Source organism: Streptomyces sp. MMBL 11-1 (assembly GCF_028622875.1).
Lineage (GTDB): Bacteria > Actinomycetota > Actinomycetes > Streptomycetales > Streptomycetaceae > Streptomyces.
The window spans coordinates 1207131-1230353 of sequence record NZ_CP117709.1 but is presented as its reverse complement, the minus strand read 5'-3'; the positions used below and the strand labels follow the sequence as shown (position 1 = coordinate 1230353).

Annotated in this window: 24 protein-coding genes; 14 read left to right on the top strand and 10 right to left on the bottom strand. The window is 72.3% G+C overall.

The window, feature by feature from the left end; translation table 11 throughout:
• Window positions 1–64: 64 nt before the first annotated feature.
• Window positions 65–742: a TetR/AcrR family transcriptional regulator gene (locus tag PSQ21_RS05195; protein ID WP_274029223.1), complete on the bottom strand. Its 678-nt coding sequence runs from the start codon at window positions 740–742 to the stop codon at window positions 65–67.
• Between the two features lie 91 nt (window positions 743–833).
• Between PSQ21_RS05195 and PSQ21_RS05190 the strand changes: the two genes are divergently transcribed.
• The 3 genes from PSQ21_RS05190 to PSQ21_RS05180 all read left to right on the top strand — a co-directional run bounded on the left by PSQ21_RS05190 (window position 834) and on the right by PSQ21_RS05180 (window position 3085).
• Window positions 834–1985, top strand: coding sequence for an acyl-CoA dehydrogenase family protein (locus PSQ21_RS05190; protein WP_274035645.1), 1152 nt, complete (start codon window positions 834–836; stop codon window positions 1983–1985).
• Window positions 1986–2073: 88 nt separating this feature from the next.
• The gene (locus tag PSQ21_RS05185) at window positions 2074–2364 is read left to right on the top strand and encodes a YiaA/YiaB family inner membrane protein (RefSeq protein WP_274029222.1); all 291 of its coding nucleotides are present in this window, start codon (window positions 2074–2076) and stop codon (window positions 2362–2364) included.
• An 88-nt stretch (window positions 2365–2452) separates the two neighbouring features.
• Entirely contained in the window at window positions 2453–3085 is a 633-nt protein-coding gene (locus PSQ21_RS05180) for a TetR/AcrR family transcriptional regulator (RefSeq protein ID WP_274029221.1), read from the top strand.
• Here PSQ21_RS05180 and PSQ21_RS05175 read toward each other — a convergent pair.
• Window positions 3076–3537: a MaoC family dehydratase gene (locus tag PSQ21_RS05175; protein ID WP_274029220.1), complete on the bottom strand. Its 462-nt coding sequence runs from the start codon at window positions 3535–3537 to the stop codon at window positions 3076–3078. The genes PSQ21_RS05180 and PSQ21_RS05175 overlap by 10 nt on opposite strands.
• 114 nt (window positions 3538–3651) lie before the next feature.
• Between PSQ21_RS05175 and soxR the strand changes: the two genes are divergently transcribed.
• Entirely contained in the window at window positions 3652–4128 is a 477-nt protein-coding gene (gene soxR / locus PSQ21_RS05170) for a redox-sensitive transcriptional activator SoxR (protein ID WP_274029219.1), read from the top strand.
• Between the two features lie 22 nt (window positions 4129–4150).
• Here the strand turns inward: soxR and PSQ21_RS05165 are convergent, their stop codons facing one another.
• Entirely contained in the window at window positions 4151–4765 is a 615-nt protein-coding gene (locus PSQ21_RS05165; protein WP_274029218.1) for a hypothetical protein, read from the bottom strand.
• A gap of 234 nt (window positions 4766–4999) precedes the next feature.
• Between PSQ21_RS05165 and PSQ21_RS05160 the strand changes: the two genes are divergently transcribed.
• Entirely contained in the window at window positions 5000–5482 is a 483-nt protein-coding gene (locus PSQ21_RS05160; RefSeq protein WP_274029217.1) for a GNAT family N-acetyltransferase, read from the top strand.
• A 36-nt stretch (window positions 5483–5518) separates the two neighbouring features.
• Here the strand turns inward: PSQ21_RS05160 and PSQ21_RS05155 are convergent, their stop codons facing one another.
• The gene (locus PSQ21_RS05155; RefSeq protein WP_274029216.1) at window positions 5519–6799 is read right to left on the bottom strand and encodes an exo-beta-N-acetylmuramidase NamZ family protein; all 1281 of its coding nucleotides are present in this window, start codon (window positions 6797–6799) and stop codon (window positions 5519–5521) included.
• 201 nt (window positions 6800–7000) lie between these two features.
• Between PSQ21_RS05155 and PSQ21_RS05150 the strand changes: the two genes are divergently transcribed.
• The 4 genes from PSQ21_RS05150 (at window position 7001) to PSQ21_RS05135 (ending at window position 11758) form a co-directional block, all read left to right on the top strand.
• The gene (locus PSQ21_RS05150) at window positions 7001–7771 is read left to right on the top strand and encodes an SDR family oxidoreductase (RefSeq protein WP_274029215.1); all 771 of its coding nucleotides are present in this window, start codon (window positions 7001–7003) and stop codon (window positions 7769–7771) included.
• Window positions 7768–9471 (top strand): class I adenylate-forming enzyme family protein, encoded by a 1704-nt coding sequence (locus PSQ21_RS05145; RefSeq protein ID WP_274029214.1) that lies wholly within the window; start codon window positions 7768–7770, stop codon window positions 9469–9471. The genes PSQ21_RS05150 and PSQ21_RS05145 overlap by 4 nt, the downstream gene beginning before the upstream one ends.
• A 49-nt stretch (window positions 9472–9520) precedes the next feature.
• Complete coding sequence (locus PSQ21_RS05140; protein ID WP_097868305.1) at window positions 9521–10114, top strand: TetR/AcrR family transcriptional regulator; 594 nt, start codon at window positions 9521–9523, stop codon at window positions 10112–10114.
• 312 nt (window positions 10115–10426) lie between these two features.
• Window positions 10427–11758 (top strand): M28 family metallopeptidase, encoded by a 1332-nt coding sequence (locus tag PSQ21_RS05135; RefSeq protein ID WP_274029213.1) that lies wholly within the window; start codon window positions 10427–10429, stop codon window positions 11756–11758.
• A 71-nt stretch (window positions 11759–11829) separates the two neighbouring features.
• On the opposite strand, the gene PSQ21_RS05130 is transcribed toward PSQ21_RS05135, so the two are convergent.
• Together PSQ21_RS05130 and PSQ21_RS05125 are read right to left on the bottom strand one after the other, a co-directional pair.
• Window positions 11830–13044, bottom strand: coding sequence for an acyl-CoA dehydrogenase family protein (locus tag PSQ21_RS05130; RefSeq protein ID WP_274029212.1), 1215 nt, complete (start codon window positions 13042–13044; stop codon window positions 11830–11832).
• Between the two features lie 4 nt (window positions 13045–13048).
• Window positions 13049–14071 (bottom strand): phosphotransferase family protein, encoded by a 1023-nt coding sequence (locus PSQ21_RS05125; protein ID WP_274029211.1) that lies wholly within the window; start codon window positions 14069–14071, stop codon window positions 13049–13051.
• 228 nt (window positions 14072–14299) lie between these two features.
• On the opposite strand from PSQ21_RS05125, the gene PSQ21_RS05120 reads away from it, so the two are divergent.
• Both PSQ21_RS05120 and PSQ21_RS05115 read left to right on the top strand, forming a co-directional pair.
• Window positions 14300–15592 carry a glucarate dehydratase family protein gene (locus PSQ21_RS05120; RefSeq protein ID WP_274029210.1) on the top strand — a complete coding sequence of 431 codons (1293 nt, stop codon included), beginning with the start codon at window positions 14300–14302 and terminating at the stop codon, window positions 15590–15592.
• Window positions 15593–15652: 60 nt separating this feature from the next.
• Complete coding sequence (locus PSQ21_RS05115) at window positions 15653–16588, top strand: NADP-dependent oxidoreductase (protein ID WP_274029209.1); 936 nt, start codon at window positions 15653–15655, stop codon at window positions 16586–16588.
• Window positions 16589–16726: 138 nt separating this feature from the next.
• Here the strand turns inward: PSQ21_RS05115 and PSQ21_RS05110 are convergent, their stop codons facing one another.
• From PSQ21_RS05110 to PSQ21_RS05100, 3 genes are all read right to left on the bottom strand, one after another.
• A complete protein-coding gene (locus PSQ21_RS05110; RefSeq protein WP_274029208.1) occupies window positions 16727–17041 on the bottom strand; it encodes a DUF202 domain-containing protein in 315 nt (104 codons plus the stop codon).
• A complete protein-coding gene (locus PSQ21_RS05105) occupies window positions 17038–17433 on the bottom strand; it encodes a YidH family protein (RefSeq protein ID WP_274029207.1) in 396 nt (131 codons plus the stop codon). The genes PSQ21_RS05110 and PSQ21_RS05105 overlap by 4 nt, the downstream gene beginning before the upstream one ends.
• A gap of 65 nt (window positions 17434–17498) precedes the next feature.
• Window positions 17499–18023 (bottom strand): NUDIX domain-containing protein, encoded by a 525-nt coding sequence (locus PSQ21_RS05100; protein ID WP_274029206.1) that lies wholly within the window; start codon window positions 18021–18023, stop codon window positions 17499–17501.
• Window positions 18024–18181: 158 nt separating this feature from the next.
• Here PSQ21_RS05100 and PSQ21_RS05095 point away from each other — a divergent pair, with 158 nt between their 5' ends.
• On the top strand, window positions 18182–19837 hold the full coding sequence (locus PSQ21_RS05095; RefSeq protein WP_274029205.1) for an FAD-binding dehydrogenase: 1656 nt from the start codon (window positions 18182–18184) through the stop codon (window positions 19835–19837).
• Between the two features lie 67 nt (window positions 19838–19904).
• Here the strand turns inward: PSQ21_RS05095 and PSQ21_RS05090 are convergent, their stop codons facing one another.
• On the bottom strand, window positions 19905–20330 hold the full coding sequence (locus PSQ21_RS05090) for an ASCH domain-containing protein (protein ID WP_274029204.1): 426 nt from the start codon (window positions 20328–20330) through the stop codon (window positions 19905–19907).
• A gap of 203 nt (window positions 20331–20533) precedes the next feature.
• Between PSQ21_RS05090 and PSQ21_RS05085 the strand changes: the two genes are divergently transcribed.
• Both PSQ21_RS05085 and PSQ21_RS05080 read left to right on the top strand, forming a co-directional pair.
• Window positions 20534–21505, top strand: coding sequence for a hypothetical protein (locus PSQ21_RS05085; RefSeq protein ID WP_274029203.1), 972 nt, complete (start codon window positions 20534–20536; stop codon window positions 21503–21505).
• A 138-nt stretch (window positions 21506–21643) separates the two neighbouring features.
• Window positions 21644–23215: an APC family permease gene (locus tag PSQ21_RS05080; protein WP_274029202.1), complete on the top strand. Its 1572-nt coding sequence runs from the start codon at window positions 21644–21646 to the stop codon at window positions 23213–23215.
• Window positions 23216–23223: the final 8 nt, after the last annotated feature.

Here is a 23223-nt window from a genome sequence, read left to right as displayed (position 1 = left end):
TGCCGGCCCACGGGCCGCAGGGTGCCGGACGGGCTGCGCGGCACGGCCCGCGGGCAGGCGTGGGTCAGCGACGGTCCGGCGTCGGCCGAACCGTTTCGGCGGGCCGCGCGTACTGCTCGTACTGGATCGCCAGCCCGTCCAGCAGGGCCCGCAGCCCGGTCTCGAAGGCCCCTTCGTCGACCTGGCGGCGGTGGTCGGCCAGCAGGTGGGCCTGGCCGAGGTGCGGGTAGTCGGCGGGGTCGTAGGCGGTCTCGTCGTCGACGAAGCCCCCGGCGAAGGAGCCCAGCGCCGAACCGGTGATGAAGTAGCGCATGAGCGCCCCGATCCGGGTCGCCTGCGCGGGCGGCCACCCCGCCCCCACCATCGCCCCGAACACCGCGTCGGCGACCCGCAGCCCCGCCGGGCGGCGCCCCGGGCCCCGGGCGAGGACCGGGACGATGTGCGGGTGCGCGGCGAGGGCGGCCCGGTAGGACAGCGCCCAGTCGTGCAGGGCCTCGCGCCAGTCGCGCGGGTCCGACTCCTCGAACATCGACAGATCGACCTGTACGGAGACCGCGTCGGCCACGGCGTCGAGGATCTCCTCCTTGTTGCGGAAGTGGTTGTAGAGCGAGGGCCCGCTCACTCCCAGGACGGCCGCCAGCCGGCGCGTGGAGACGGCGTCGAGCCCCTCGGCGTCCACGAGCGCGCTCGCCGCCCCGACGATGCGGTCTCTGCTGAGGAGGGGCTTGCGCGGTCGGGCCATGCGGCTCATAGTAGGGCCTGCGAACCAGAAACTAGCAGTGCTAATTAATGGGCGCCCGAGCGGCGCTCGTGAGGGACGGTGGGTGGGCACGATGGACCTGACGCTCAGCGAGGAGCAGAAAGCCGTCCGCGAGCTGGCCGGGGACTTCGTAGCCCGCGAGGTCACCCCCCATGCCGTCGCGTGGGACCGCGCCGAGAACGTCGACAAGTCGATCGTGAAGAAGCTCGGGGATCTCGGTTTCCTCGGCCTGACCGTGCCCGAGGAGTACGGCGGCTCCGGCGGCGACCACCTGTCCTACTGCCTGGTCACCGAGGAGCTGGGGCGAGGCGACTCCTCGGTGCGGGGGATCGTCTCCGTATCGCTCGGCCTCGTGGCCAAGACCATCGTGTCCTGGGGGAGCGAGGAGCAGAAGCGGCGGTGGCTGCCCCGGCTGACGGCGGGCGAGGCGATCGGCTGCTTCGGCCTCACCGAGCCCGGCACCGGGTCGGACGCCGGGAACCTCGCCACCAGGGCGGTGCGCGACGGCGGTGACTACGTCGTCAACGGCACCAAGATGTTCATCACCAACGGCACCTGGGCCGATGTCGTGCTGCTCTTCGCGCGGACGGGCGACGCCCCCGGCCACCGGGGCGTCTCGGTCTTCCTCGTCCCCACCGACACCCCCGGCCTCACCCGCCGCACCATCCACGGCAAGCTCGGCCTGCGCGGCCAGGCCACCGCCGAACTGGTCCTCCAGGACGTCCGGATACCGGCCGGGGCCCTCCTCGGGCCCGAGGGCAAGGGCTTCTCCATCGCCATGTCCGCCCTGGCCAAGGGGCGGATGTCCGTCGCGGCGGGCTGTGTGGGCATCGCGCAGGCCGCCCTGGACGCGGCCGTGCGCTACGCCGGCGAGCGCGAACAGTTCGGCAAGGTCATCGCCCGCCACCAACTCGTCCAGGAGCTGCTCAGCGACATCGCCGTCGACGTGGACGCCGCCCGGCTGCTGACCTGGCGGGTCGCCGATCTGATCGACCGGGGCCAGGAATTCGCCACCGCCGCCTCCAAGGCCAAGCTGTACGCGTCCGAGGCCGCCGTCCGCTGCGCCAACAACGCCCTCCAGGTCTTCGGCGGCTACGGCTACATCGACGAGTACCCGGTCGGCAAGCTGCTGCGGGACGCCCGCGTGATGACGCTCTACGAGGGCACGAGCCAGATCCAGAAGCTGATCATCGGCCGCGCTCTGACCGGCGTCTCCGCCTTCTGACCGGCATGCCGGCTCGTACGGGTGTCTGAGTACCGGCCTGAGTACGGACGCGGATGTGGCGTGCGCCACGTCGGCGGATGCTGAGCCCATGAATGACACGACACCGGTCAAGCAGCAGAGCACCGCCGCCTTCTACCTGCAGGCCGTCGCCTCCTTCATGGTGGCGATCGGCGCGGTCGCCTTCGGTATCTTCTTCCTCGACGCCGACGCCTGGGTGCGCGGTTTCCTCGCCATCGGCGTGCTCTACCTCGTCACGTCCTGCTTCACGCTCGCCAAGGTGATCAGGGACCGCCAGGAGGCCGGGCAGATCGTCAGCAGGGTGGACCAGGCCCGGCTGGAGAAGATCCTCGCCGAGCACGACCCCTTCCAGAAGCTCTGAGCCGCCACGATCGGCAGGGCCATCCCTAAGCGCTTGCTCAGGTTCGGGGTATGGTGTTCGTTCTGCTGACGGAGAGGGGCCCTGGGCGATGTGTGCGGCGGAGGAGACGAGCGGCGAGGACACTCCGTGGGGCGAGGTCACTCCCGAGGCCGCCAGGCGGCTCCTCGTCGCCGCCGTGGACGCCTTCGCCGAGCGCGGGTACCACGCGACCACCACCCGGGACATCGCCGGCCGGGCCGGGATGAGCCCGGCGGCGCTCTACATCCACTTCAAGACCAAGGAAGAGCTGCTCCACCGGATCAGCAAGATCGGCCACGAGCGGGCCCTGGGCGTCCTCACCACCGAGGCGGAGCGGGACGGTACGGCCGCCGAACGGCTCGCCGGGGCCGTCCGCTCCTTCGTCCGCTGGCACGCGGGGCGGCACACCACCGCCCGGGTCGTGCAGTACGAGCTCGACGCGCTGGGCGAGGAGCACCGCACCGAGATCGTCGCGCTGCGGCGCAGGAGCGACGCGGTGGTGCGCCGGATCATCGGCGAAGGGGTGCGGGACGGCGAGTTCGACGTCCCCGACGTCCCCGGTACCGCGCTCGCGGTGCTGTCCCTCTGTATCGACGTCGCCCGCTGGTTCAACGCCCAAGGCAGCCGTACCCCCGACGAGGTCGGCGAACTGTACGCCGGCCTCGTCCTGCGGATGGTCGGCGCCCGGCAGCTTCAGAAGTAGTAGCGGGACACCGACTCGGCCACGCACGCCGGCTTCTCGCCGCCCTCGCGCTCGACCGTGACGACCGCCGTGACCTGTACGCCGCCGCCCGTCTCCTCGACGCCGCGCAGCACCGCCGTCGCCCGCAGCCGCGAGCCGACCGGGACGGTCGAGGGGAAACGGACCTTGTTGGTCCCGTAGTTGATGCCCATCTTCATGCCCTCGACCCGCATCACCTGCGGTACCAGCGCGGGCAGCAGCGAGAGCGTCAGATAGCCGTGCGCGATGGTCGTGCCGAACGGCCCGTCCTTCGCCCGCTCCGGGTCCACGTGGATCCACTGGTGGTCGCCGGTCGCCTCGGCGAACCGGTCGACCCTCTCCTGCTCGATCTCCAGCCAGTCGCTGTGTCCCAGCTGCTCGCCCACCCCGTCCCGCAGCTCCTGTGCGGACGTGAAGATCCTCGGCTCTGCCATGTTCCCGGTTCCTGCCTTCCGGCTCGGCGCACCATCAGGCGCGATGTCTAAGCGCTTGCTCAGCATCGTTGTGCGGAGGCGTTCCTGTCAACGACATGGCAGTAGATTCGACGGGTGCCCCAGATTCCACAGACACTCCACGAACTCTCGGTCGGCCAGCTCGCGGCCCGGAGCGGCGCGGCCGTCTCGGCCCTGCACTTCTACGAGTCCAAAGGCCTGATCAGCTCCACCCGCACCAGCGGCAACCAGCGCCGCTACTCACGCGACGCCCTGCGCCGGGTCGCCTTCGTCCGGGCGGCCCAACGCGTCGGCATCCCGCTGGTCACGATCCGGGAGGCGCTCGCCGAACTGCCCGAGGAGCGCACGCCCAACCGCGAGGACTGGGCCCGGCTCTCCGGCGTCTGGCGCAAGGAACTGGACGAGCGCATCAGGCAGTTGCACCGCTTGCGCGACCATCTGACCGACTGCATCGGGTGCGGCTGTCTGTCGCTGGAGACCTGTGTGCTGTCCAACCCCGACGACATAGTGGGCGAACGGATCACCGGTTCCCGTCTGATGCCCGAGGGCCGGAAGCCGCCCACCCGCACGTAGATCCCCGGGGCGGGAGCGAGGCTCACGCCGCCGCCGCGGCCGGGGCCCGGTGCCGTGGCAGCCGGGCCCTGGCCAGCGTGCGGTCGGTCAGGGCGGGCTGCGGCACCGTGATCCCGCAGCCCGTGCACACCGGGCCCGCCCACGGCGCCTCGCCCCGCTCCTGCCGCCACTCGATGCCCGTGCCCGCGCAGACCGGACAGGCGGAGCCGGGGCCGGTGCCCAGAGCCGCGATCAGACGGCGCAGGACCTCGGCGAGCGGCTCGGTGGGGTGGACGCCCGGGTCGCAACAGCGAGCGACCCCGTGACCGCCCCAGGTGCGGCGGTGCCAGTCGTCGAACGCACCGGGCCGCCGCAGCCCCGCGTGCTTCTCGCGCCGCCGCCGCTCGGCGAAGCCCGCCTCGTACGCGAGCCAGACGGCCCGCGCCTCCTCCAGCTCGTCCAGCGCGCCCGTCAGACGGGCCGGATCGGGCGCCCGGTCCTCGGGGTCGATCCCGTGCCGGGCGCACAGGTGGTCCCAGGTCGCCCGGTGCCCGTACGGGGCGAACCTCTCCAAACACTTGCGCAGCGAATACCGCCGCAGGGCCAGATCACCCATCGGATCGCGGACCTGTCTCGCAAGACTCCGGAAACCGGCCATGACATCGCCACCTCCGTCGCTCGTCCTTGGACGCCATGGAATGGACGTACGTCTGCCCGTTCCGGCTCCATCGAAAGGTGGGATCCGTCCATTGGCCGAGACTCCGCATGTGGGAGGGGGTGCCCCGGACGGAAGCGGAGCGGCGCGCGGACGGGGGGTGCGGGGGCGTGCGGCCTCGCCGGCGCGCTCGAAACCCGATGGCGGAGGCGCGGTCGTGTGCGGTTGGGTTCGCTCATGACACCAGCTCACCCGCGCCTGGAAAAGGTCACCCCCGACACGGTGCTCGACGCCTGCCGGCTGGAGGTCGCGCCCGCGCAGCGCGCGTTCGTCGCCCCGGTCGCGCGGTCCCTGGCCGAGGCCTATGTGCATCCCGACATCGCCTGGCCCCGGCTCATCCGTGACGGCGAGCGCATCGTCGGCTTCGTGATGGCCTACTTCGACCTGCCGTTCGACTTCGACGCCGGGGTGCCGGACGCCCCGCCCCGCTCCGGGCTCTGGCGGCTCGCCGTCGCCGCCGACGAGCAGGGCCGGGGCTACGGGCGGTTCGCCGTGGGGGCGGTGAACGAGGAGATCCGCCGGCGGGGCGGGTCGGTCTCGACCGTGACCTGGAAGCCCGGCGAGGGCGGTCCCGAGGAGTTCTACCTCCGCCTCGGCTACCGCAAGCGGGGCCTCACCGACGACGGCGAATACCTCGGCGACCTGGACCTGACCGGCTGAACCGCCCACCGGCCGGCCGGGTCCGGCACGCCCGCGCTACCCGCCGTACCGCAGATACCTCCGCCGCTTCGCCCGGAACGCCGACAGGTCCCGCTGCCACGCCCGTACCACCGTGTCGGTGTCCGCGCCCGCGTCGATCATCGTGCGGACCCGGGTGTTCCCGGTGAGCTTGTCGATCCAGTTGTCCGGCCGCCAGGCGAAGCCGCTCCAGCTCTGCTTCGCCGTCACCAGCAGGGCGATCCCGGTGCGGACCGGGTCGAAGACCTCCCGGTCCTGGACGTGCACCTGCACCCCGCCCACCGTCTTCCCCGCGAACTTGGAGAACACCGGCGCGAAATACGCCTCCCGGAAGGCCACCCCCGGCAGCTCCAGGGCGTTCGCCGCGGCCGCCCAGCGGTGGTCGACGCCCTCCGCGCCCAGCAGCTCGAAGGGGCGCGTCGTGCCGCGGCCCTCGGAGAGGTTCGTGCCCTCGAACAGGCAGGTCCCGGAGTAGACGAGAGCCGTCTCGGGCGTCGGCATGTTCGGGCTCGGCGGCACCCACGGCAGCCCGGTCCCGTCGAAGAAGTCCGAGCGCCGCCACCCCGACATCGTCACGACGTCGAGCCGCACCGGATTCTCGTGCAGGAACTCCGCGTTGAAGAACAACGCCAGCTCCGCCACCGTCATCCCGTGCGCCTGGGCGATCTCCCGGCGGCCGACGAACGTGCCGAACGCCGGGTCCAGCACCGGCCCGAGCGCCGCCCGCCCGGTCACCGGGTTCGGCCGGTCCAGCACGACGAGGCGCTTGCCCGCGAGCGCCGCCGCCTCCATGCAGTCGTACAGGGTCCAGATGTACGTGTAGAAGCGCGCACCCGCGTCCTGGATGTCGAACAGGACCGTGTCCACGCCCGAGGCGGTGAAGATGTCCGCGAGCGGCTGCCCGCTCTTGAGGTACGTGTCGTAGACCGGCAGCCCGGTCGCCGGGTCGTCGTAGCGGCCCTCGGAGCCGCCCGCCTGCGCGGTCCCCCGGAACCCGTGCTCGGGCCCGAAGACGGCGGTCAGGTCCACCCGCGCGTCCGGGTGCATCACGTCGACGATGTGCCGGACGTCGGCCGTGACGCCGGTCGGGTTGGTGACGATCCCGACCTTCTGGCCCCGCAGCATCCGGTAGCCGTCGGCCGCCAGCCGGTCGAAACCGGTGAGCACCCGGCCGCGTCCCCGCCCGGAGCCGCGCCCTGGGGCGGCCGACGCCGCGGCGGGACCCATGCCGGCCGCTGTCGCCGCGAGCGCTCCCACGGCGCCTCCCGCGGCCAGCACACCACGTCGGGACAGGCTCATTCCGCTACCTCCATGATCGCGCCGACTGTCATGGCCACGCACGCTAGCGCGGGCCGGGGCCGCGCGGAACGACCTGGACCGAGCCGATTCCCCCGGCCGGCCCCCGGGGTCCGTACGGGCGCCCTCCGGCCCGCTCCCGACCCTTCCCGGATCACATACCGACCGGTTAGTCTGCCGATGCAGCCGGAGAGGAAGGGCGGGATGACGATGGGTACGGTGCAGGGCGCCGGCGTAGTGGTCACAGGGGCCGGGGGCGGCATCGGCGCCGCCCTGGCCCGCAGGTTCGCGGCCGGGGGCGCGCGGGTCGTCGTCAACGACCTCGACCTCGCCCGGATCGAACCGCTCGCGAAGGAGATCGGCGGCTTCGCCGTCGCCGGGGACGCCTCGGACATCGTGGCCGCGGCCCGCGAGGCGCTGGACGGCACGGTGGACGTCTACTGCGCCAACGCGGGCCTGGCCTCGCCCGGCGACGTGTTCGCCGACGAGGAGGTGTGGGCCGCCGCCTGGGACGTCAACGTGATGGCCCACGTCCGCGCGGCCAGGGCCCTCCTGCCGGACTGGCTGGAGCGCGACGGTGGCCGCTTCGTCACCACCGCCTCCGCCGCCGGCCTCCTGACGATGATCGGCGCGGCCCCGTACAGCGTCACCAAGCACGGGGCGGTCGCCTTCGCCGAGTGGCTCTCCCTCACCTACCGCCACCGCGGGATCAAGGTCCACGCGATCTGCCCGCAGGGCGTGCGCACCGACATGCTCACCGCCGCCGGTTCGGCCGGCGAGCTGGTCCTCGCACCCGGCGCCATCGAGCCGGACGCCGTCGCCGACGCGCTGTTCGAGGCGATGGACGCCGACCGCTTCCTGGTCCTGCCGCACCCGGAGGTCGCCGACTACTACCAGGCCCGCGCCGCCGATCCCGACCGGTGGATGGGCAGCATGAACCGCCTCCAGCGGAAGTGGGAGGCGAGCGGCGCGTGAACGACCCGACCCCGGACCCCGCCACCCCGGGCCCCGAGGGCTCGATCTACGCGGCCCGGCCATGGCTCGCCCTGCTCAGCGACGCCCAGCGCGCCCCCGTCACCCCGCCCGCGACCGCGCTGCACGCCTTCCGGGCCGCCGCCGACCGCGCGCCCGACCGCCCGGCCCTGGCCTACTTCGACGGCCGCCTGAGCTACCGCGAGACCGACGAGCTGTCCGACTCGGTGGCCGGACACCTCGCCGCCCGGGGGCTGCGCCGCGGCGACCGGGTCGCGATCATGCTCCAGAACACCCCGCACTTCGTCCTCGCGCTCCTCGGCGCGTGGAAGGCGGGGGCCGTCGTCGTACCGCTCAACCCGATGTACAAGTCCGGTGAGGTCGGCCATGTCCTCGCGGACGCCCAGGTCACCGCGCTGATCTGCTCGGACCGGGCGTGGGAGGGGTATCTGCGGGACACCGCGGCGGCGGCCCCGCACCTCGCCGTCGCCCTCACCGCCTGCGAGCTGGACCTCCAGAGCGTGAACGACCCCCGTGTCCTCGGCTTCGAGCGGCTCCCGGCCCCCGGCCCCGACGACTTCGCGGACGACCTGCTCACCGCGGCCCGCGCCGGGAACCCGGCCCCGGAAGGCCGGGAGCTCACCGCCGCCGGCACGGCGCTGATCAGCTACACCTCCGGGACGAGCGGCGCCCCCAAGGGCGCGATGAACTCCCACGGCAACATCATGGTCAACGCCGAACGCCAGCGCACCGGCCATCCGATCGCCGAGGGCTCCGCCTACTTCGCGCTCGCCCCGCTCTTCCACATCACCGGCATGGTCTGCCAGTTCGCCGCCTGCGTCGCCAACGCGGGCACCCTCGTGCTGGCCTACCGCTTCGAGGCGGGCGTCGTCCTGGAGGCGTTCGCCGCCCACCGCCCCGCCTACACCGTCGGCCCGTCCACCGCCTTCATGGCGCTGGCCGCGCATCCGGACGCCACCCCCGACCACTTCGCCTCGTTCCGGGTGATCTCCTCCGGCGGCGCGCCCCTGCCGCCCGCGCTCGTGGAGAGGTTCCGCGCGGGCTTCGGCCCGTACCTCCGCAACGGCTACGGACTCACCGAGTGCACCGCTCCCTGCGCCGCGGTCCCGCCCGAGCACGAGGCCCCCGTCGACCCGGTCTCCGGCGTCCTCTCCGTCGGCGTCCCCGGCCCCGACACCTTCGTACGGATCCTCGACGGGGCGGGCCGGGAGGTCCCCTTCGGGGAGCAGGGCGAGATCGCGGTGCGCGGCCCCCAGGTCGTCCCCGGCTACTGGAACCTCCCCGAGGCCACGGCCGCCGCCTTCCCGGACGGCGAGCTGCGCACCGGCGACATCGGATTCATGGACACGGCGGGCTGGCTGTACGTCGTCGACCGCAAGAAGGACATGATCAACGCTTCCGGGTTCAAGGTGTGGCCGCGCGAGGTGGAGGACGTCCTCCACACCCACCCGGCGGTGCGCGAGGCGGCCGTCGTGGGCGTGCCCGACGCGTACCGGGGGGAGACGGTCCGGGCGTACGTGAGCCTGCGTCCGGGGGCCTCCGTGGAGGCCGGCGAGCTGAGCGCGTACTGCGAGGAACGGCTCGCCGCGTACAAGTATCCGCGCGAGGTGGAGATCCTGGCCGAGCTGCCGAAGACGGCGAGTGGGAAGATCCTCAGGCGGGAACTGCGTTCCCCCCGTTAGAACAGCGTCGAAACAGCGCACGCACGGTACGAAAGGAAGGTGGCGGCTCATGGCCAAGGCGACGGATCAGAACGGCACTCCCGTCCCTCAGAGGCTGCTGGCCGCCGCCACCCGGCTCTTCGCCGAGCGCGGGTACGACCGCACCTCGGTCCAGGAGATCGTCGAGGCGGCGGGCGTCACCAAGGGGGCGCTCTACCACTACTTCGGCTCCAAGGAGGACCTGCTCCAGGAGGTCTACGCCCGGGTGCTGCGGCTGCAGCAGGAGCGGCTGGACGCCTTCGCGGACGCCGAGGCGCCCATCGAGCGGCGGCTGCGCGACGCGGCGGCCGACGTGGTCGTCACGACCATCGACAACCTGGACGACGCGGCGATCTTCTTCCGCTCCATGCACCACCTGAGCCCCGAGAAGAACAAGCAGGTGCGCGTCGAGCGCCGCCGCTACCACGAACGCTTCCGGGCCCTGATCGAGGAGGGCCAGCGCAGCGGCGTGTTCTCCTCGGCCACCCCCGCCGACCTGGTCGTCGACTACCACTTCGGCTCGGTCCACCACCTCTCCACGTGGTACCGCCCGGACGGCCCGCTCAGCCGTCAGGAGGTCGCCGACCACCTCGCGGACCTGCTGCTGCGGGCCCTGCGCCCGTAGTCGGCTCCGGGCCGGAGCGGGGGCCACCCACTGGCCGGCTCCGCCGGTCGGGGTGAGTCTGGATGTATGTCGTACGTCCTGCCTCCCGATGAGGCGCCGGGGTTCGCGGGTGAACCACTGTTCGTTAATAGAACGGCCATGTCCGGTTTCCGCTCTTGACGGAGCACGGTCACTTCCTTGAGCATCGGTCACGCATTGCGCACCTCCGGGCCGCCTTGTCCCGGCCCACGCTCCTGGACCCGGCCGGATCACCACCCGGCCGGGGACCCCCCGCACGTTCCGTCAGTCCCCAACGGAATCCGGAGCCCGTGAATGAGACCCGACCGTTTCACCCTGCGCAGATCCCCGGCGGCCGCCCTGGCCGTCGCCCTCGCCGCCGTCCTCGCAGCCGGAGCCCCGGCCGCCCAGGCCGCCGGCGAGCCGGCACCGGCGGCAGCCGCCGCGGCACCCGACATCCCCCTGGCAGGCGTCAAGGCCCACCTCTCGCAGCTCTCGACGATCGCCGCGAACAACGGCGGCAACCGCGCCCACGGCCGCCCCGGCTACAAGGCGTCCGTCGACTACGTGAAGGCCAAGCTCGACGCCGCCGGCTACACCACCACGCTCCAGCAGTTCACCTCCAACGGAGCCACCGGCTACAACCTGATAGCCGACTGGCCCGGCGGTGACCCGAACCAGGTCCTGATGGCCGGGGCCCACCTCGACTCGGTCTCCTCCGGCGCGGGCATCAACGACAACGGCTCCGGCTCGGCCGGTGTCCTGGAGACCGCGCTCGCCGTCTCCCGCGCCCAGTACCAGCCCGACAAGCACCTGCGGTTCGCCTGGTGGGGCGCGGAGGAGCTGGGCCTGGTCGGCTCGAAGTACTACGTCAACAACCTGCCGTCCGCCGAGCGCTCCAAGCTCTCCGGCTACCTCAACTTCGACATGATCGGCTCGCCCAACGCCGGCTACTTCGTCTACGACGACGACCCGGTCATCGAGAAGACCTTCAAGGACTACTTCGCGGGTCTGAACGTCCCCACCGAGATCGAGACCGAGGGTGACGGCCGCTCCGACCACGCCCCCTTCAAGAACGTCGGGGTCCCCGTCGGCGGGCTCTTCACCGGCGCGGGCTACACCAAGTCCGCCGCCCAGGCGCAGAAGTGGGGCGGGACGGCGGGCCAGGCCTTCGACCGCTGCTACCACTCGTCGTGCGACAACCTGAGCAACATCAACGACACGGCCCTGGACCGCAACAGCGACGCCGCCGCCCACGCCGTCTGGACCCTCTCCTCCGGCACCGGCGAACCGCCCGCCGGGGACGTGTTCAGCAACACCGCCGATGTCGCCATCCCGGACGCGGGACCGGCCGTGACCTCGCCGGTCGCGGTCACCGGACGGACGGGCAACGCCCCGGCCGCCCTCCAGGTCGGCGTCGACATCAAGCACACCTGGCGCGGCGACCTGGTCGTCGACCTGGTGGCCCCGGACGGCACCGCGTACCGGCTGAAGAACTCCAGCAGCGGCGACTCGGCCGACAACGTCATCACGACGTACACGGTCAACGCCTCCGCCGAGGTCGCCAACGGCTCCTGGAAGCTCAGGGTCCAGGACGTCGCCCGTCAGGACACCGGCTACATCGACAGCTGGAAGCTCACCTTCTGAGTCCCGCTGTACGGGTACGGCAGCGGCCCCCTACCGAAGAGCACCTCGGGAGGGGGCCGCACCGCTGTCCGTCACACGTACCGCTTGATCTCCCGCCGGGCCAGCGACCGCTGGTGCACCTCGTCCGGGCCGTCCGCCAGCCGCAGCGTCCGCGCCGAGGCCCACAGCTCCGCCAGCGGGAAGTCCTGGCTCACCCCGCCCGCGCCGTACAGCTGCACCGCCGAGTCGAGGATGTCCACCACCGCGCGCGGGGTGGCGATCTTGATGGCCTGGATCTCGGTGTGCGCGCCCTTGTTGCCCACGGTGTCCATCAGCCAGGCCGTCTTCAGCACCAGCAGCCGCAACTGCTCCACCGTGACCCGGGCGTCCGCGATCCAGTTCTGCACGGCGCCCTGCTGGGCGAGCGGCTTGCCGAACGCCGTACGCGCCACTGCCCGCCGGCACATCAGCTCGATGGTGCGCTCCGCCATCCCGATCAGCCGCATGCAGTGGTGGATCCGACCCGGGCCCAGCCGTGCCTGCGCGATGGCGAAGCCGCCGCCCTCCTCGCCGATCAGGTTCGCCGCGGGCACCCGAACGTCGTGGAAGACCACCTCCGCGTGACCGCCGTGCGAGTGGTCCTCGTACCCGTACACCCGCATGGCCCGCCGCACTTCGAGGCCGGGGGTGTCGCGCGGCACCAGGATCATCGACTGCTGGCGGCGGGTGTCCGCGCCGTCCGGGTCGGTCTTGCCCATCACGATGAAGACCGCGCAGTCCGGGTTCATCGCCCCGGAGATGTACCACTTGCGCCCGTTGATGACGTAGTCACCGCCGTCCCGGACGATCCGGGTCTCGATGTTCGTCGCGTCCGAGGACGCCACGTCCGGCTCCGTCATCGCGAACGCGGAGCGGATCTCCCCGGCGAGCAGCGGCTCCAGCCACTGCTTCTTCTGCTCGTCGGTGGCGAACTGGAAGAGCACCTCCATGTTCCCGGTGTCCGGGGCCGCGCAGTTCAGCGCGGTCGGCGCGAGGTGCGGGGAGCGTCCGGTGATCTCCGCGAGGGGGGCGTACTGGAGGTTCGTCAGCCCGGCCCCGTACTCCGCGTCCGGCAGGAAGAGGTTCCACAGCCCCTGCCGCCGCGCCTCAACCTTCAGTTCCCCCACGACCGCCGGGGTGTCCCACGGGGAGGCGAGCCGCGCCCGCTGCTCCTCGGCGACCGCCTCGGCCGGATACACGTGCTCGTCCATGAACGCGAGCAGCCTGCTCCGCAGCTCCTCGGTACGGGCGTCGAATGCGAAGTCCATGGGTTCAGCCTTCCTGGAGGGTGGTGAGGCCGTGCTCGATGAAGACGGGGACCAGATCGCCGATCCGGTCGAAACCCGCGCCGACGGTCTGGCCGAGGGTGTAGCGGTAGTGGATGCCCTCCAGGATCACGGCGAGCTTGAACCAGGCGAACGCGGTGTACCAGGAGATGGCGGAGGTGTCCCGGCCCGAGCGGGCCGCGTAGCGCTCGATCAGCTCGGCGGGGGACGGGTGCCCGGCCGCGCCGCTGGTGGTGGAGACGGGCGACCGGGGCAGGTCGAGGTCGGAGCTGTACATCACGAGCAGCCCGAGGTCGGTCAGCGGATCGCCGAGCGTGGACATCTCCCAGTCGAGGACGGCCTTGATCCGGTCGTCGGAGCCGAGCAGCACGTTGTCCAGGCGGTAGTCGCCGTGGACGACGGTGGGCGCGGGGGAGGAGGGCAGCCCGCGGCCGAGGGAGGCGTGCAGCTCGTCGATGCCCGCCAGGTCACGGTCGCGGGAGGCGTCCAACTGCTTGCCCCAGCGCCGCAACTGCCGGTCCAGGAAGCCTTCGGGCCGCCCGAAGTCCCCGAGCCCCACCGCCCCCGGATCCACGGCGTGCAGGTCGACCAGGGTGTCGACGAGCCCGAGGACCGCCGCCCGGGTGCGCTCGGGGCCCAGCGGGGCGAGCTGCTCGGCGGTGCGGTACGGGGTGCCCTCGACGTACTCCATCACGTAGAACGGGGCGCCGATCACGCTGTCGTCCTCGCAGAGCAGCAGCGGCTCCGGCACCGGGACGGCGGTGGGGTGCAGGCCGCTGATCACCCGGTGCTCGCGCGTCATGTCGTGCGCGGTGGCCAGCACATGGCCGAGCGGAGGCCTGCGCACCACCCACCGGCCCGTCCCGTCGCTGACGGTGTACGTCAGGTTCGAGCGGCCGCCCTCGATCAGCCGCGCTTCGAGGGGCCCGCTCACCATCCCGGGCCGCTCGCGGTCGAGGTGGCCGCGCAGCAGCTCCGGGTCGAGACCTGGTGGGGGGACTGGGCTCATGGTGCGTACCTCCGGGCGGCGGAACGAGGCGACGGGACGAAGTGACTTGACGAAGTGACTGGGCGACGCGCCGATCGGGCGACGTGCTGATCGGGCGACGTGCTGATCGGGCGATCAGCACCATGATGCCGACCAGTCGGTATGTCGTCCAGTGCCCTCCCCGGATCCGGCGGTCCGGGAGACGGTCCGGCTCTGGCGGTGAAACACCTGCCTGAATAGAGTTCACGTATGAATACCTCTGGTCTGGTGATCGAAGACGTCCGGCTCACCCCGATCCTCGTGTCCGACCCGCCCCTGCTGAACACGCAAGGCGTCCACCAGCCCTACACCCCGCGTCTGATCGTGGAGGTGATCACCCGGGGCGGCACGACCGGGGTGGGGGAGACGTACGGCGACGGCGCCTACCTGGAGCCCGCACGTTCCCTCGCCGAGGCGCTCCCCGGCCGGACGGTCACGGATCTGAACGGGCTGTCCGTCCTGGCCGACGAGGCGTGCGGCGACTCGCGCGCGGCCGACGACCGGGTGGACGCCGGGGGACTCCGCGGAGTCAGGAATGCGGAGAAGATCCGGCTCTCGGTCGTCTCCGCCTTCGAGGTCGCCTGCCTGGACGCCCTCGGCAGGGCACTGGGCCTGCCGGTGCACGCCCTGCTCGGCGGCAAGGTCCGCGACACCGTCGAATACAGCGCGTACCTCTTCTACCGCTGGGCCGCCCACCCCGGAGCCGGCGAGAGGGACGACTGGGGCGCGGCGCTCGACCCGGCCGGCGTCGTCGCCCAGGCCCGGCGCTTCGCCGACGCCTACGGCTTCGGCTCCTTCAAGCTCAAGGGCGGCGTCTTCGAGCCCGACCGGGAGATCGCGGCGGTGCGCGCCCTGGCCGAGGCGTTCCCGGGCCGCCCGCTGCGGCTGGACCCGAACGGCGCCTGGTCCGTCCCCACCTCGCTGTACGTCGCCGAGCAGTTGAAGGACGTCCTCGAATACCTGGAGGACCCCACCAGCGGCACGGCCGGCATGGCCGCCGTCTCGGCCGGAACCGACGTCCCGCTCGCCACCAACATGTGCGTCACCACCCTCGCCGAGGTCCCCGAGGCCTTCGCCCGCGACGCCGTCCAGATCGTCCTGAGCGACCACCACTACTGGGGCGGGCTGCACCGCACCCGGGAGCTGGCGGGCATCTGCCGCACGTTCGGCGTCGGGCTCTCCATGCACTCCAACACCCACCTCGGTATCAGCCTCGCCGCGATGACCCACGTCGCCGCCACCGTGCCGGACCTCGCGTACGCCTGCGACAGCCATTACCCCTGGCAGACCGAGGACGTCATCACCGAGCGCCACACCTTCACCGGAGGCCGGCTGACCGTCTCCGACGCCCCGGGCCTCGGCGTCGAACTGGACCACGACCGCCTGGCCGCCCTGCACCGGCGGTGGCTGGAGGACGACGGGACCTGCCGCGAGCGCGACGACGCGGCGGCGATGCGCGCCGCCGACCCGGAATGGACAGCGCCTGCCGTCCCGCGCTGGTGAGAGGGGTCCGGCCGTACCCCCTGAGTTGCGGCGGCCCCGACCTGCGCGGAAGGTCGAGGGATGAAGGCGATCAGCTACAGCGCGTACGGCTCCGCCGACGTCATGGAGTACGGCGAGCGGCCCGACCCCAAGGTCGGCCCCGACTCGGTCCTGGTGAAGGTACGGGCGGCCGCCGTCAACCCGGTCGACTGGAAGGCCCGCGAGGGCTACCTCCAAGGGGGCCTCGAAGCCGTCTTCCCGGTGATCCCCGGCTGGGACGTCTCCGGGGTGGTCGTACAACCGGGCGTCGCGGTGGACGAGTTCGCGGTGGGCGACGAGGTCATCGGCTACGTACGCGAGGACTTCCTCTCCCGGGGCACGTTCGCCGAGTACGTCGCCGCCCCGGTGCGCACCCTCGCCCGCAAGCCCCTGAGCCTGAGCTTCGAGGAGGCCGCGGGCCTGCCGCTGGCCGGCCTGACCGCCTACCAGGTGCTGCACCGCACCCTGAAGATCCGTGACGGCGACACCGTCCTGGTCCACGCGGCGGCGGGAGGCGTCGGATCACTGGCCGTCCAGATCGCCCGGCACACCGGCTGCCGGGTGATCGGCACCGCGAGCCCCCGCAACCACGAGCACCTCCGCAGCCTGGGCGCGGAGCCGGTGGAGTACGGCGAGGGCCTCGTCGACCGGCTGCGCGAACTGGTCCCCGACGGCTTCGACGCCTCCTTCGACACGGTGGGCGGCGACGCGCTGCGCGCCTCCGCCGACACCCTCGCCCCGGGCGGGCGGCTCGCCTCCATCGCGGACAGCGAGGTCTTCTCCTACGGCGGCCGCTACGCCTTCGTGCGCCCCGACGCGAACGATCTGGCCCAGGTCGCGGAACTGGCCGAACAGGGCATCGTCACCGTCCACGTGGACCGGGTGTTCCCGCTGGAGCAGGCCGCCGACGCGTACCGGCTCAACCAGGAGGGGCGGACCCGCGGCAAGATCGTGGTGACGGTGGACTGGGACGCCTGAGCGACCGGGGCCCGCCCGGAACAGCATCGGCGCCCGCGCCCGGCCGGGCAGCCCGGCCCGGAGCAGCTTCGGTGCTCGCGCCCGGCCCGGCGAGACCCGGAACAGCGATCGGCGTCCGCGCCCGGCGGCAGGCCCGGCTCAGAACAGCATCGCCGCGGCGAACATCGCCAGCGCCACCGTGCACAGCGCCGCCGCCAGCGCCCCGCGCGGGGCGAGCGGCTCCGGACGCGCCGCCTCCATCCGCAGCATCCGACGGTGGGCCACCACCAAGAACCCCAGCCAGGCCGCCGTGCTCAGCGCCACCGCGATCAGCGCGGCCGGCGTCGCCCCGCCGAGCAGCGCCTGCCGCACCGCGAGCAGCGCGACGACCGTGGCGGACAGGGTCGTACGCCGCCAGGCCAGCCGCGTCCGCTCGGGCTGCAGCCCGGGATCCCTCTCCGCCGTCGCCGTCACACGCCCTCCCAGCCGAAGAGGACCACCACCACCATCGCCACCGCGACGACGGCGACCACGAGGCTCAGCAGGGTCGGGAACCGGGACACCGGCAGGTCCTCGCCCCGCCGCATCGCCAGCTCGCACCGCACCCAGTGGTTGACCGCCCGCAACGCGCAGAACACCCCGGCGGCCAGCAGCCCGAGCGCGAGCCCGGCCCGCACGCCCCACACCAGCTCCGGCAGGAACTGATCGACGGCGAAACCCCCGCCGATCAGGGCCAGAGCCGTCCGGATCCAGGCGAGGAACGTCCGCTCGTTGGCCAGGGAGAACCGGTAGTCGGGGGTGTTCCCCTCCTCCCGGACCCGCTGCGGCGCGAACCACAGCCGCACGTTCTGCACGATCTTGTTCACATCTGGAACCCTAAGGGCTTCACACCGATCGGGCCCGGTCAGCCCGGTCAGCCCGGTCAGCCCGGTCAGCCCGGTCGGCCCGCCCGGAACTCCCGCAGCCGCCGGTACGCCTCCACCCCGTCGGGCACCCAGGGCCAGTCGCCGAGCCGCCGCTCCAGCTCCGCGTCGTCGAGGAACGTGTGCCAGGCGACCTCCTCGGCCTGCGGGGCCACCGGCAGCTCGCACCGCACCCGGTAGACGGCCGACCACCAGGTGTGTCCGGCGTCGGCGTCGGCATAGAGGAACCGGAACAGCGGCTCGGGACGCGGCAGCCCCGAGACCCCCAGCTCCTCCTCCGCCTCGCGCAGCGCCGCCTCGTCGTACGACTCGCCCGCACCCACCACCCCGCCGACGAACATGTCGTAGTGCGAGGGGAAGACGAGCTTCGTGGGCGTACGCCGATGGACGAAGACCCGCCCGTCGGCGTCGCGCGCCTCGATGAACACACAGCGGTGCCGCAGCCTCCGCGCGGTCGCCTCGCCACGCGGGGCCTGTCCGATGACCTCGTCGTTCTCGTCGACGATGTCCAGAATCTCGTCAGAGGGCGTCATGCGTTTCATCCAACAGCACCCGGACGGTTGACGTGGCCCTGGCGGGTATCCAAGATCTGACGCACGGGTAACTTGAACGTTCCGCCGCTCCACGTCCCGCTGGCCGGCGGGCCCGCGTTCCCCGCCCGCCCCCGAGCCACCCCGACAGGATGGAACCCATGGCGTACGACGCTGATGTGATCGTGATCGGGGCAGGACTCGCCGGGCTCGTGGCCACCGCCGAACTGGTCGACGCCGGCCGTTCCGTGATCCTCCTCGACCAGGAGCCCGAGCAGTCCATCGGCGGCCAGGCGCACTGGTCCTTCGGCGGCCTCTTCCTCGTGGACTCGCCCGAACAGCGCCGGCTGCGGATCAAGGACAGCCGGGAGCTGGCCCTCCAGGACTGGCACGGCACGGCGGGCTTCGACCGGGAGACCGACGACCGCTGGCCCCGGAAGTGGGCCGAGGCGTACGTCGACTTCGCCGCCGGTGAGAAGCGCTCCTGGCTGCATCAGCAGGGGCTGCGCCTCTTCCCGGTCGTCGGCTGGGCGGAACGCGGCGGTTACGACGCGATGGGCCACGGCAACTCCGTGCCCCGCTTCCACATCACCTGGGGCACCGGCCCCGGCGTCGTCGCCCCCTTCGAGCGGCGGGTCCGCGCGGGCGTCGCCAAGGGGCTCGTCCAGCTGAGGTTCCGGCACCGTGTCACCGGTCTCGCCCGCACCGCCGGGGCGCTCGACACGGTCACCGGCGAGATCCTGGAGCCCAGCCCGGCCGAGCGCGGCACCGCGAGCGGCCGGGAGGTCACCGGCGTCTTCGAGCTGAAGGCCCAGGCGGTGATCGTCACCTCCGGCGGCATCGGCGGCAACCACGACCTGGTCCGCTCCCAGTGGCCCGAGCGCCTGGGCAGCCCGCCCGAGAAGATGCTCTCGGGGGTGCCCGCGCACGTCGACGGGCTGATGCTCGGCATCGCAGAGAAGGCGGGCGCGCACCACATCAACCGCGACCGGATGTGGCACTACACCGAGGGCATCGAGAACTGGAACCCGATCTGGGCCAAGCACGGCATCCGGATCCTGCCCGGCCCCTCGTCCCTGTGGCTGGACGCCCGCGGCAAGCGGCTGCCGGTCCCGCTCTTCCCCGGCTTCGACACGCTCGGCACCCTCGAACACATCATGGGCTCCGGCCACGGCTACACCTGGTTCGTGCTCAACCAGCGCATCATCGGCAAGGAGTTCGCTCTCTCCGGCTCCGAGCAGAACCCGGACCTCACCGGCAAATCGGTCCGCGACGTGATCGGCCGGGCGCGCGCGGACGTGCCCGCGCCGGTCAAGGCGTTCATGGACCACGGCGTCGACTTCGTCGTCGAGAAGGACCTCGGCGCGCTGGTCCGGGGCATGAACGCGGTCACCGGCGACGACCTCATCGACGAGGAGAGCCTGCGCCGCGAGATCACCGCCCGCGACCGCGAGATCGCCAACCCCTTCACCAAGGACCTCCAGGTCACCGCGATCAACGGGGCCCGCGCCTACCTGGGCGACCGCCTCATCCGCACCGCGAAACCGCACCGCGTCCTGGACCCGGCGGCGGGCCCGCTGATCGCCGTCCGCCTCAACATCCTCACCCGCAAGTCCCTGGGCGGCCTGGAGACGGACCTGTCCTCCCGTGTCCTCAGCGCCGAGGGCGCCCCCCTCCCCGGCCTGTACGCGGCGGGCGAGGCCGCGGGCTTCGGCGGTGGCGGCGTCCATGGCTACCGCTCCCTGGAGGGCACGTTCCTGGGCGGCTGCATCTTCTCGGGCCGGGCGGCGGGCCGGGCGGCGGCGCGGGCCCTGTAGGCGGAGCCTGTTGTTGTCTCAAGCCCTCCGGCGTCGGAGAAGCGGGGGTTCGGGGCGGGGCCCGGCGTCACCCCAGCCGCTCGACCACCCGGAACCGCTCCGCCACGATCAGCGTCGCGTCGTTCACCGTGAACCCCGGATCCCCCAGCGCCTCCCGCATCTCCTCGCTGTGCCAGAACCGCTCGTGCCCCGCCCGCCACTCGGCCACCGACCGGTACCCCTCGCCCTCGTCGAGCGCGTGCCGCAGATCCACCTCCCCGAGGGGCAGCACCCGCACGCCGGTCAGCTCCAGCACCGCCACCTCCCGCCCCTGCGAGTCGATCAGCGCGGACCGCTCGCCCACGGGGGGAAGCTCTTCCCCCTCCCGTTCGTACTCGGCCAACAGCCCAGAGGTGGACACCTTTTCGCCGGAGAGGACCGCCGCCACCAACCGGTCGCGCAACGGTCCGGGAAAGGCGAGGAGGAAGGGGCTGAGGGGCTCGCGAGGTTCCATGTCCCCAGTGTGTCAGGCGCCACTTCGCACCCACCGACCCCGCCGCACGCTGTGCGAACATGCGAGCCGACGGGATGAATTCCAGCCAAGTAGCCGAAAGGTACATAGAGTTGACATTGGGTGCCCCTTGACGGGGGGCATCGCCTGCCGCTTTGCTGTGCGCGATCATCCGCTCGCACACCGCATCGAAAGAAGCCCGCGGCATGCCCCCGCCTCCGCCGCCCCTGGGCCGCTCCCGCCGTCGGGGCAGCCGCTCGGAGCACGTCTTCGACCCTGCCCTCGACGACGATGAACTCATCGCCGCCCGCGGCCGGTTCGTCCAGGGCAGATGGTCCGAGGCCCGCACCCTGCTGGTGGGCACCGGGCGGGACTGGGACCGCCGCGGACATCGCTTCCTGGCCCTCGCCGAGACCTCGTCCGCCGTGGACTGGGCCGGTGACTGGCTGCTCGTCGAGCCCGAGAGCGCCGACGCCGCCACCCTTCTCGGCTGCGCCCGGGTCGCCCGCGCGCTGCGGCCCGCGGCCAAGGCGAACGACGCCGTCCGAGCCCGGGAAGCCTGCCTCGCCGCCGCCCGTCTCCTCCCCGACGACCCCACCCCCTGGCTCGCGCTGCTCCTCCTGGACCGGGGCCGCGACGACGGGGCGGACGAGACCGGCAGGCTCTTCGAGGAGGTGCGCTCCCGCCATCCCGACCACCACCACGCCCACCACGTGATGGCTTCCCTGCTGGCCGAGAGCAACCCGGGAAGTGGCCACGACCCCCTCCACGAGGTGTACGACTTCGCCGCCTGGGCCGCGGAACTGGCCCCCGCAGACTCTCCGTTGGCCGTGCTCCCGGTCATCGCCCACGCCGAGCGCTACCGCGTCCTGGTCGCCGCCGGAATCGAGTCCGACGACCCGACGGCCTCCGGGCACTGGTCCGGCCGCCGGGCCCGCCAGGTGATGAAGGCCGCCTTCGACTGGTGGCTGGAATGGGAGCGCGAGGACCACCCGCGCCACCGTCTCGACCTGAACTTCCTGGCGCACGCCAAGGTCTGCGAGGGGCGGCCCGCCGAGGCCGCCGCCCTCTTCCACCGCATCGGCCCGTACGCCACCGCCGCGCCCTGGTCGTACGCGGGCCGGGAGCCGCACGCCGCCTTCGTGGCCGCGCGAGCCCACGCGCTCGGCGCCCCGTGAAGCACGACCCGTGAAGCACGACCCGTCAAGCGGTCCGTGAGCACGACCCGTGAAGCACGACCCTGAAGCACCGCCCGTCAAGCGGTCCGTGAAGCAGGAAAGGCACCACCCCACCACGAGGAAGGGACCCATCCCGCCATGTCGACCGGCAGTTCATTTTCCAGTGAGACCGGCACCACGAGGAGGACGGCCGATACCGGCGGGATCAACACCTACAAGGGCGAGGAACGCGCCCTGCGGGCGAACCGGCTCGGCACCCCCGGCCTCCTGCTGTCGGTCATCGCGGCCAGCGCCCCCCTGATGGTGGTCGCCGGAGTGATGCCCACGGTCTTCGGCGTGATGGGCATCGTCGGCCAGCCGCTCCTCTTCATCATCCTGGGCGTCGTCCTGATGCTGTTCGGCGTCGGCTACGCGGAGATGAGCCGGCACGTCCACAACGCCGGCGCGTTCTACGCGTACATCGCCCGGGGGCTCGGCCCCACCGCCGGCGCCGGCGCCTCGCTCGTGGCGCTGGTGGCGTACAGCGCGATGCAGGTCGGCATCTACGGGATCCTCGGCTTCGAGGTCTCCGGCATCTTCGCCACGTATCTCGACATCGAGCTGGCCTGGTGGATTCCGGCGCTGGTCGCGGCGGCCGTCGTCGGCGTCCTCGGCTGGCTGAAGATCGACCTCAACGCCAAGGTGCTCGGCGTCCTGCTGGTCATCGAGTGCGCCCTCGTGGTGATCTTCGACATCGCCGCAGTGAGCAAGCCCGGCCCGGAGGGCCTGTCGCTGCACGCCTTCAACCCCGAGACCCTCACCGGCGCCGGGCTCGGCACCGCGCTCTGCTTCTGCATCGCCGCGTTCGTCGGCTTCGAGCAGGCCCCGGTGTACGCGGAGGAGACGAGCCGCCCGCAGATCGTGGTGTCCCGGGTGATGTTCCTCGCGGTGGGCTACGCCGCGCTCTTCCTGGCGATCAGCTCCTGGGCCCTCACCGTCGCCGCCGGACCCGGCTCCATCGCCGACACCTCCCTCAAGGAGGGCCCCGGGCTGCTGTTCGGCCTCACCGAGGCGCGACTCGGCTCCACCTTCACCGACATCCTGCACATCCTCTTCGTCACCGGGATGTTCGCCGCGCTCCTCAGCTTCCACAACGTCGTCGCCCGCTACGCGTTCGCGATGGGCCGCGAGGGTCTGCTGCCCGCCCGTTTCGGCCGCACCAACCGGGCGAGCGGCGCCCCCGGCACCGGCTCGCTGCTCCAGACCGTCGTCTCCGTGGTGATCGTCCTGGCGTTCGCGTTCACCGACGACAAGCCGGTCGGCGACCCCACCGCCCCCGTCCTGCGGCTGTTCACCTGGATGGGCAATGTCGGCGCGCTCGGAGTCATCCTGCTGATGGCCGCGGCCTCCTTCGCCGTCATCGCCTTCTTCGTCAAGCGTGGCGCGGGCCGCGCACAGGCCCCGCGCCTGGTCGCCTCCGCCCTCGCCGGACTCGCGCTCCTGTCGATCGCCGTCCTCACCGTCCGCGACTTCGACGTCCTCGTCGGCTCCGGCCCCGGCTCGGCCCTCGACCGGCTGCTGCCGGGCGTGATCATCCTCGCGCTCGTCGGAGGCCTCGTGTACGGGGCGGTACTGCGCTCGGTCAGGCCCGAGGTCCACGCCCGGATCGGCCTCGGAAACGAGGCGTTCCAGCTCGAGAAGGCGGCCGAGAGCGAGGCGGCCCGCCGCTGACGGCTCCC

Bases quoted from the DNA above. Each gene is read 5' to 3' on its own strand.
- PSQ21_RS05195 (WP_274029223.1), bottom strand. From the start codon at position 742: ATGGCCCGACCGCGCAAGCCCCTCCTCAGCAGAGACCGCATCGTCGGG.
- PSQ21_RS05190 (WP_274035645.1), top strand. From the start codon at position 834: ATGGACCTGACGCTCAGCGAGGAGCAGAAAGCCGTCCGCGAGCTGGCC.
- PSQ21_RS05185 (WP_274029222.1), top strand. From the start codon at position 2,074: ATGAATGACACGACACCGGTCAAGCAGCAGAGCACCGCCGCCTTCTAC.
- PSQ21_RS05180 (WP_274029221.1), top strand. From the start codon at position 2,453: ATGTGTGCGGCGGAGGAGACGAGCGGCGAGGACACTCCGTGGGGCGAG.
- PSQ21_RS05175 (WP_274029220.1), bottom strand. From the start codon at position 3,537: ATGGCAGAGCCGAGGATCTTCACGTCCGCACAGGAGCTGCGGGACGGG.
- PSQ21_RS05165 (WP_274029218.1), bottom strand. From the start codon at position 4,765: ATGGCCGGTTTCCGGAGTCTTGCGAGACAGGTCCGCGATCCGATGGGT.
- PSQ21_RS05160 (WP_274029217.1), top strand. From the start codon at position 5,000: ATGACACCAGCTCACCCGCGCCTGGAAAAGGTCACCCCCGACACGGTG.
- PSQ21_RS05155 (WP_274029216.1), bottom strand. From the start codon at position 6,799: ATGAGCCTGTCCCGACGTGGTGTGCTGGCCGCGGGAGGCGCCGTGGGA.
- PSQ21_RS05150 (WP_274029215.1), top strand. From the start codon at position 7,001: ATGACGATGGGTACGGTGCAGGGCGCCGGCGTAGTGGTCACAGGGGCC.
- PSQ21_RS05140 (WP_097868305.1), top strand. From the start codon at position 9,521: ATGGCCAAGGCGACGGATCAGAACGGCACTCCCGTCCCTCAGAGGCTG.
- PSQ21_RS05135 (WP_274029213.1), top strand. From the start codon at position 10,427: ATGAGACCCGACCGTTTCACCCTGCGCAGATCCCCGGCGGCCGCCCTG.
- PSQ21_RS05130 (WP_274029212.1), bottom strand. From the start codon at position 13,044: ATGGACTTCGCATTCGACGCCCGTACCGAGGAGCTGCGGAGCAGGCTG.
- PSQ21_RS05125 (WP_274029211.1), bottom strand. From the start codon at position 14,071: ATGAGCCCAGTCCCCCCACCAGGTCTCGACCCGGAGCTGCTGCGCGGC.
- PSQ21_RS05120 (WP_274029210.1), top strand. From the start codon at position 14,300: ATGAATACCTCTGGTCTGGTGATCGAAGACGTCCGGCTCACCCCGATC.
- PSQ21_RS05115 (WP_274029209.1), top strand. From the start codon at position 15,653: ATGAAGGCGATCAGCTACAGCGCGTACGGCTCCGCCGACGTCATGGAG.
- PSQ21_RS05100 (WP_274029206.1), bottom strand. From the start codon at position 18,023: ATGACGCCCTCTGACGAGATTCTGGACATCGTCGACGAGAACGACGAG.
- PSQ21_RS05095 (WP_274029205.1), top strand. From the start codon at position 18,182: ATGGCGTACGACGCTGATGTGATCGTGATCGGGGCAGGACTCGCCGGG.
- PSQ21_RS05090 (WP_274029204.1), bottom strand. From the start codon at position 20,330: ATGGAACCTCGCGAGCCCCTCAGCCCCTTCCTCCTCGCCTTTCCCGGA.
- PSQ21_RS05085 (WP_274029203.1), top strand. From the start codon at position 20,534: ATGCCCCCGCCTCCGCCGCCCCTGGGCCGCTCCCGCCGTCGGGGCAGC.
- PSQ21_RS05080 (WP_274029202.1), top strand. From the start codon at position 21,644: ATGTCGACCGGCAGTTCATTTTCCAGTGAGACCGGCACCACGAGGAGG.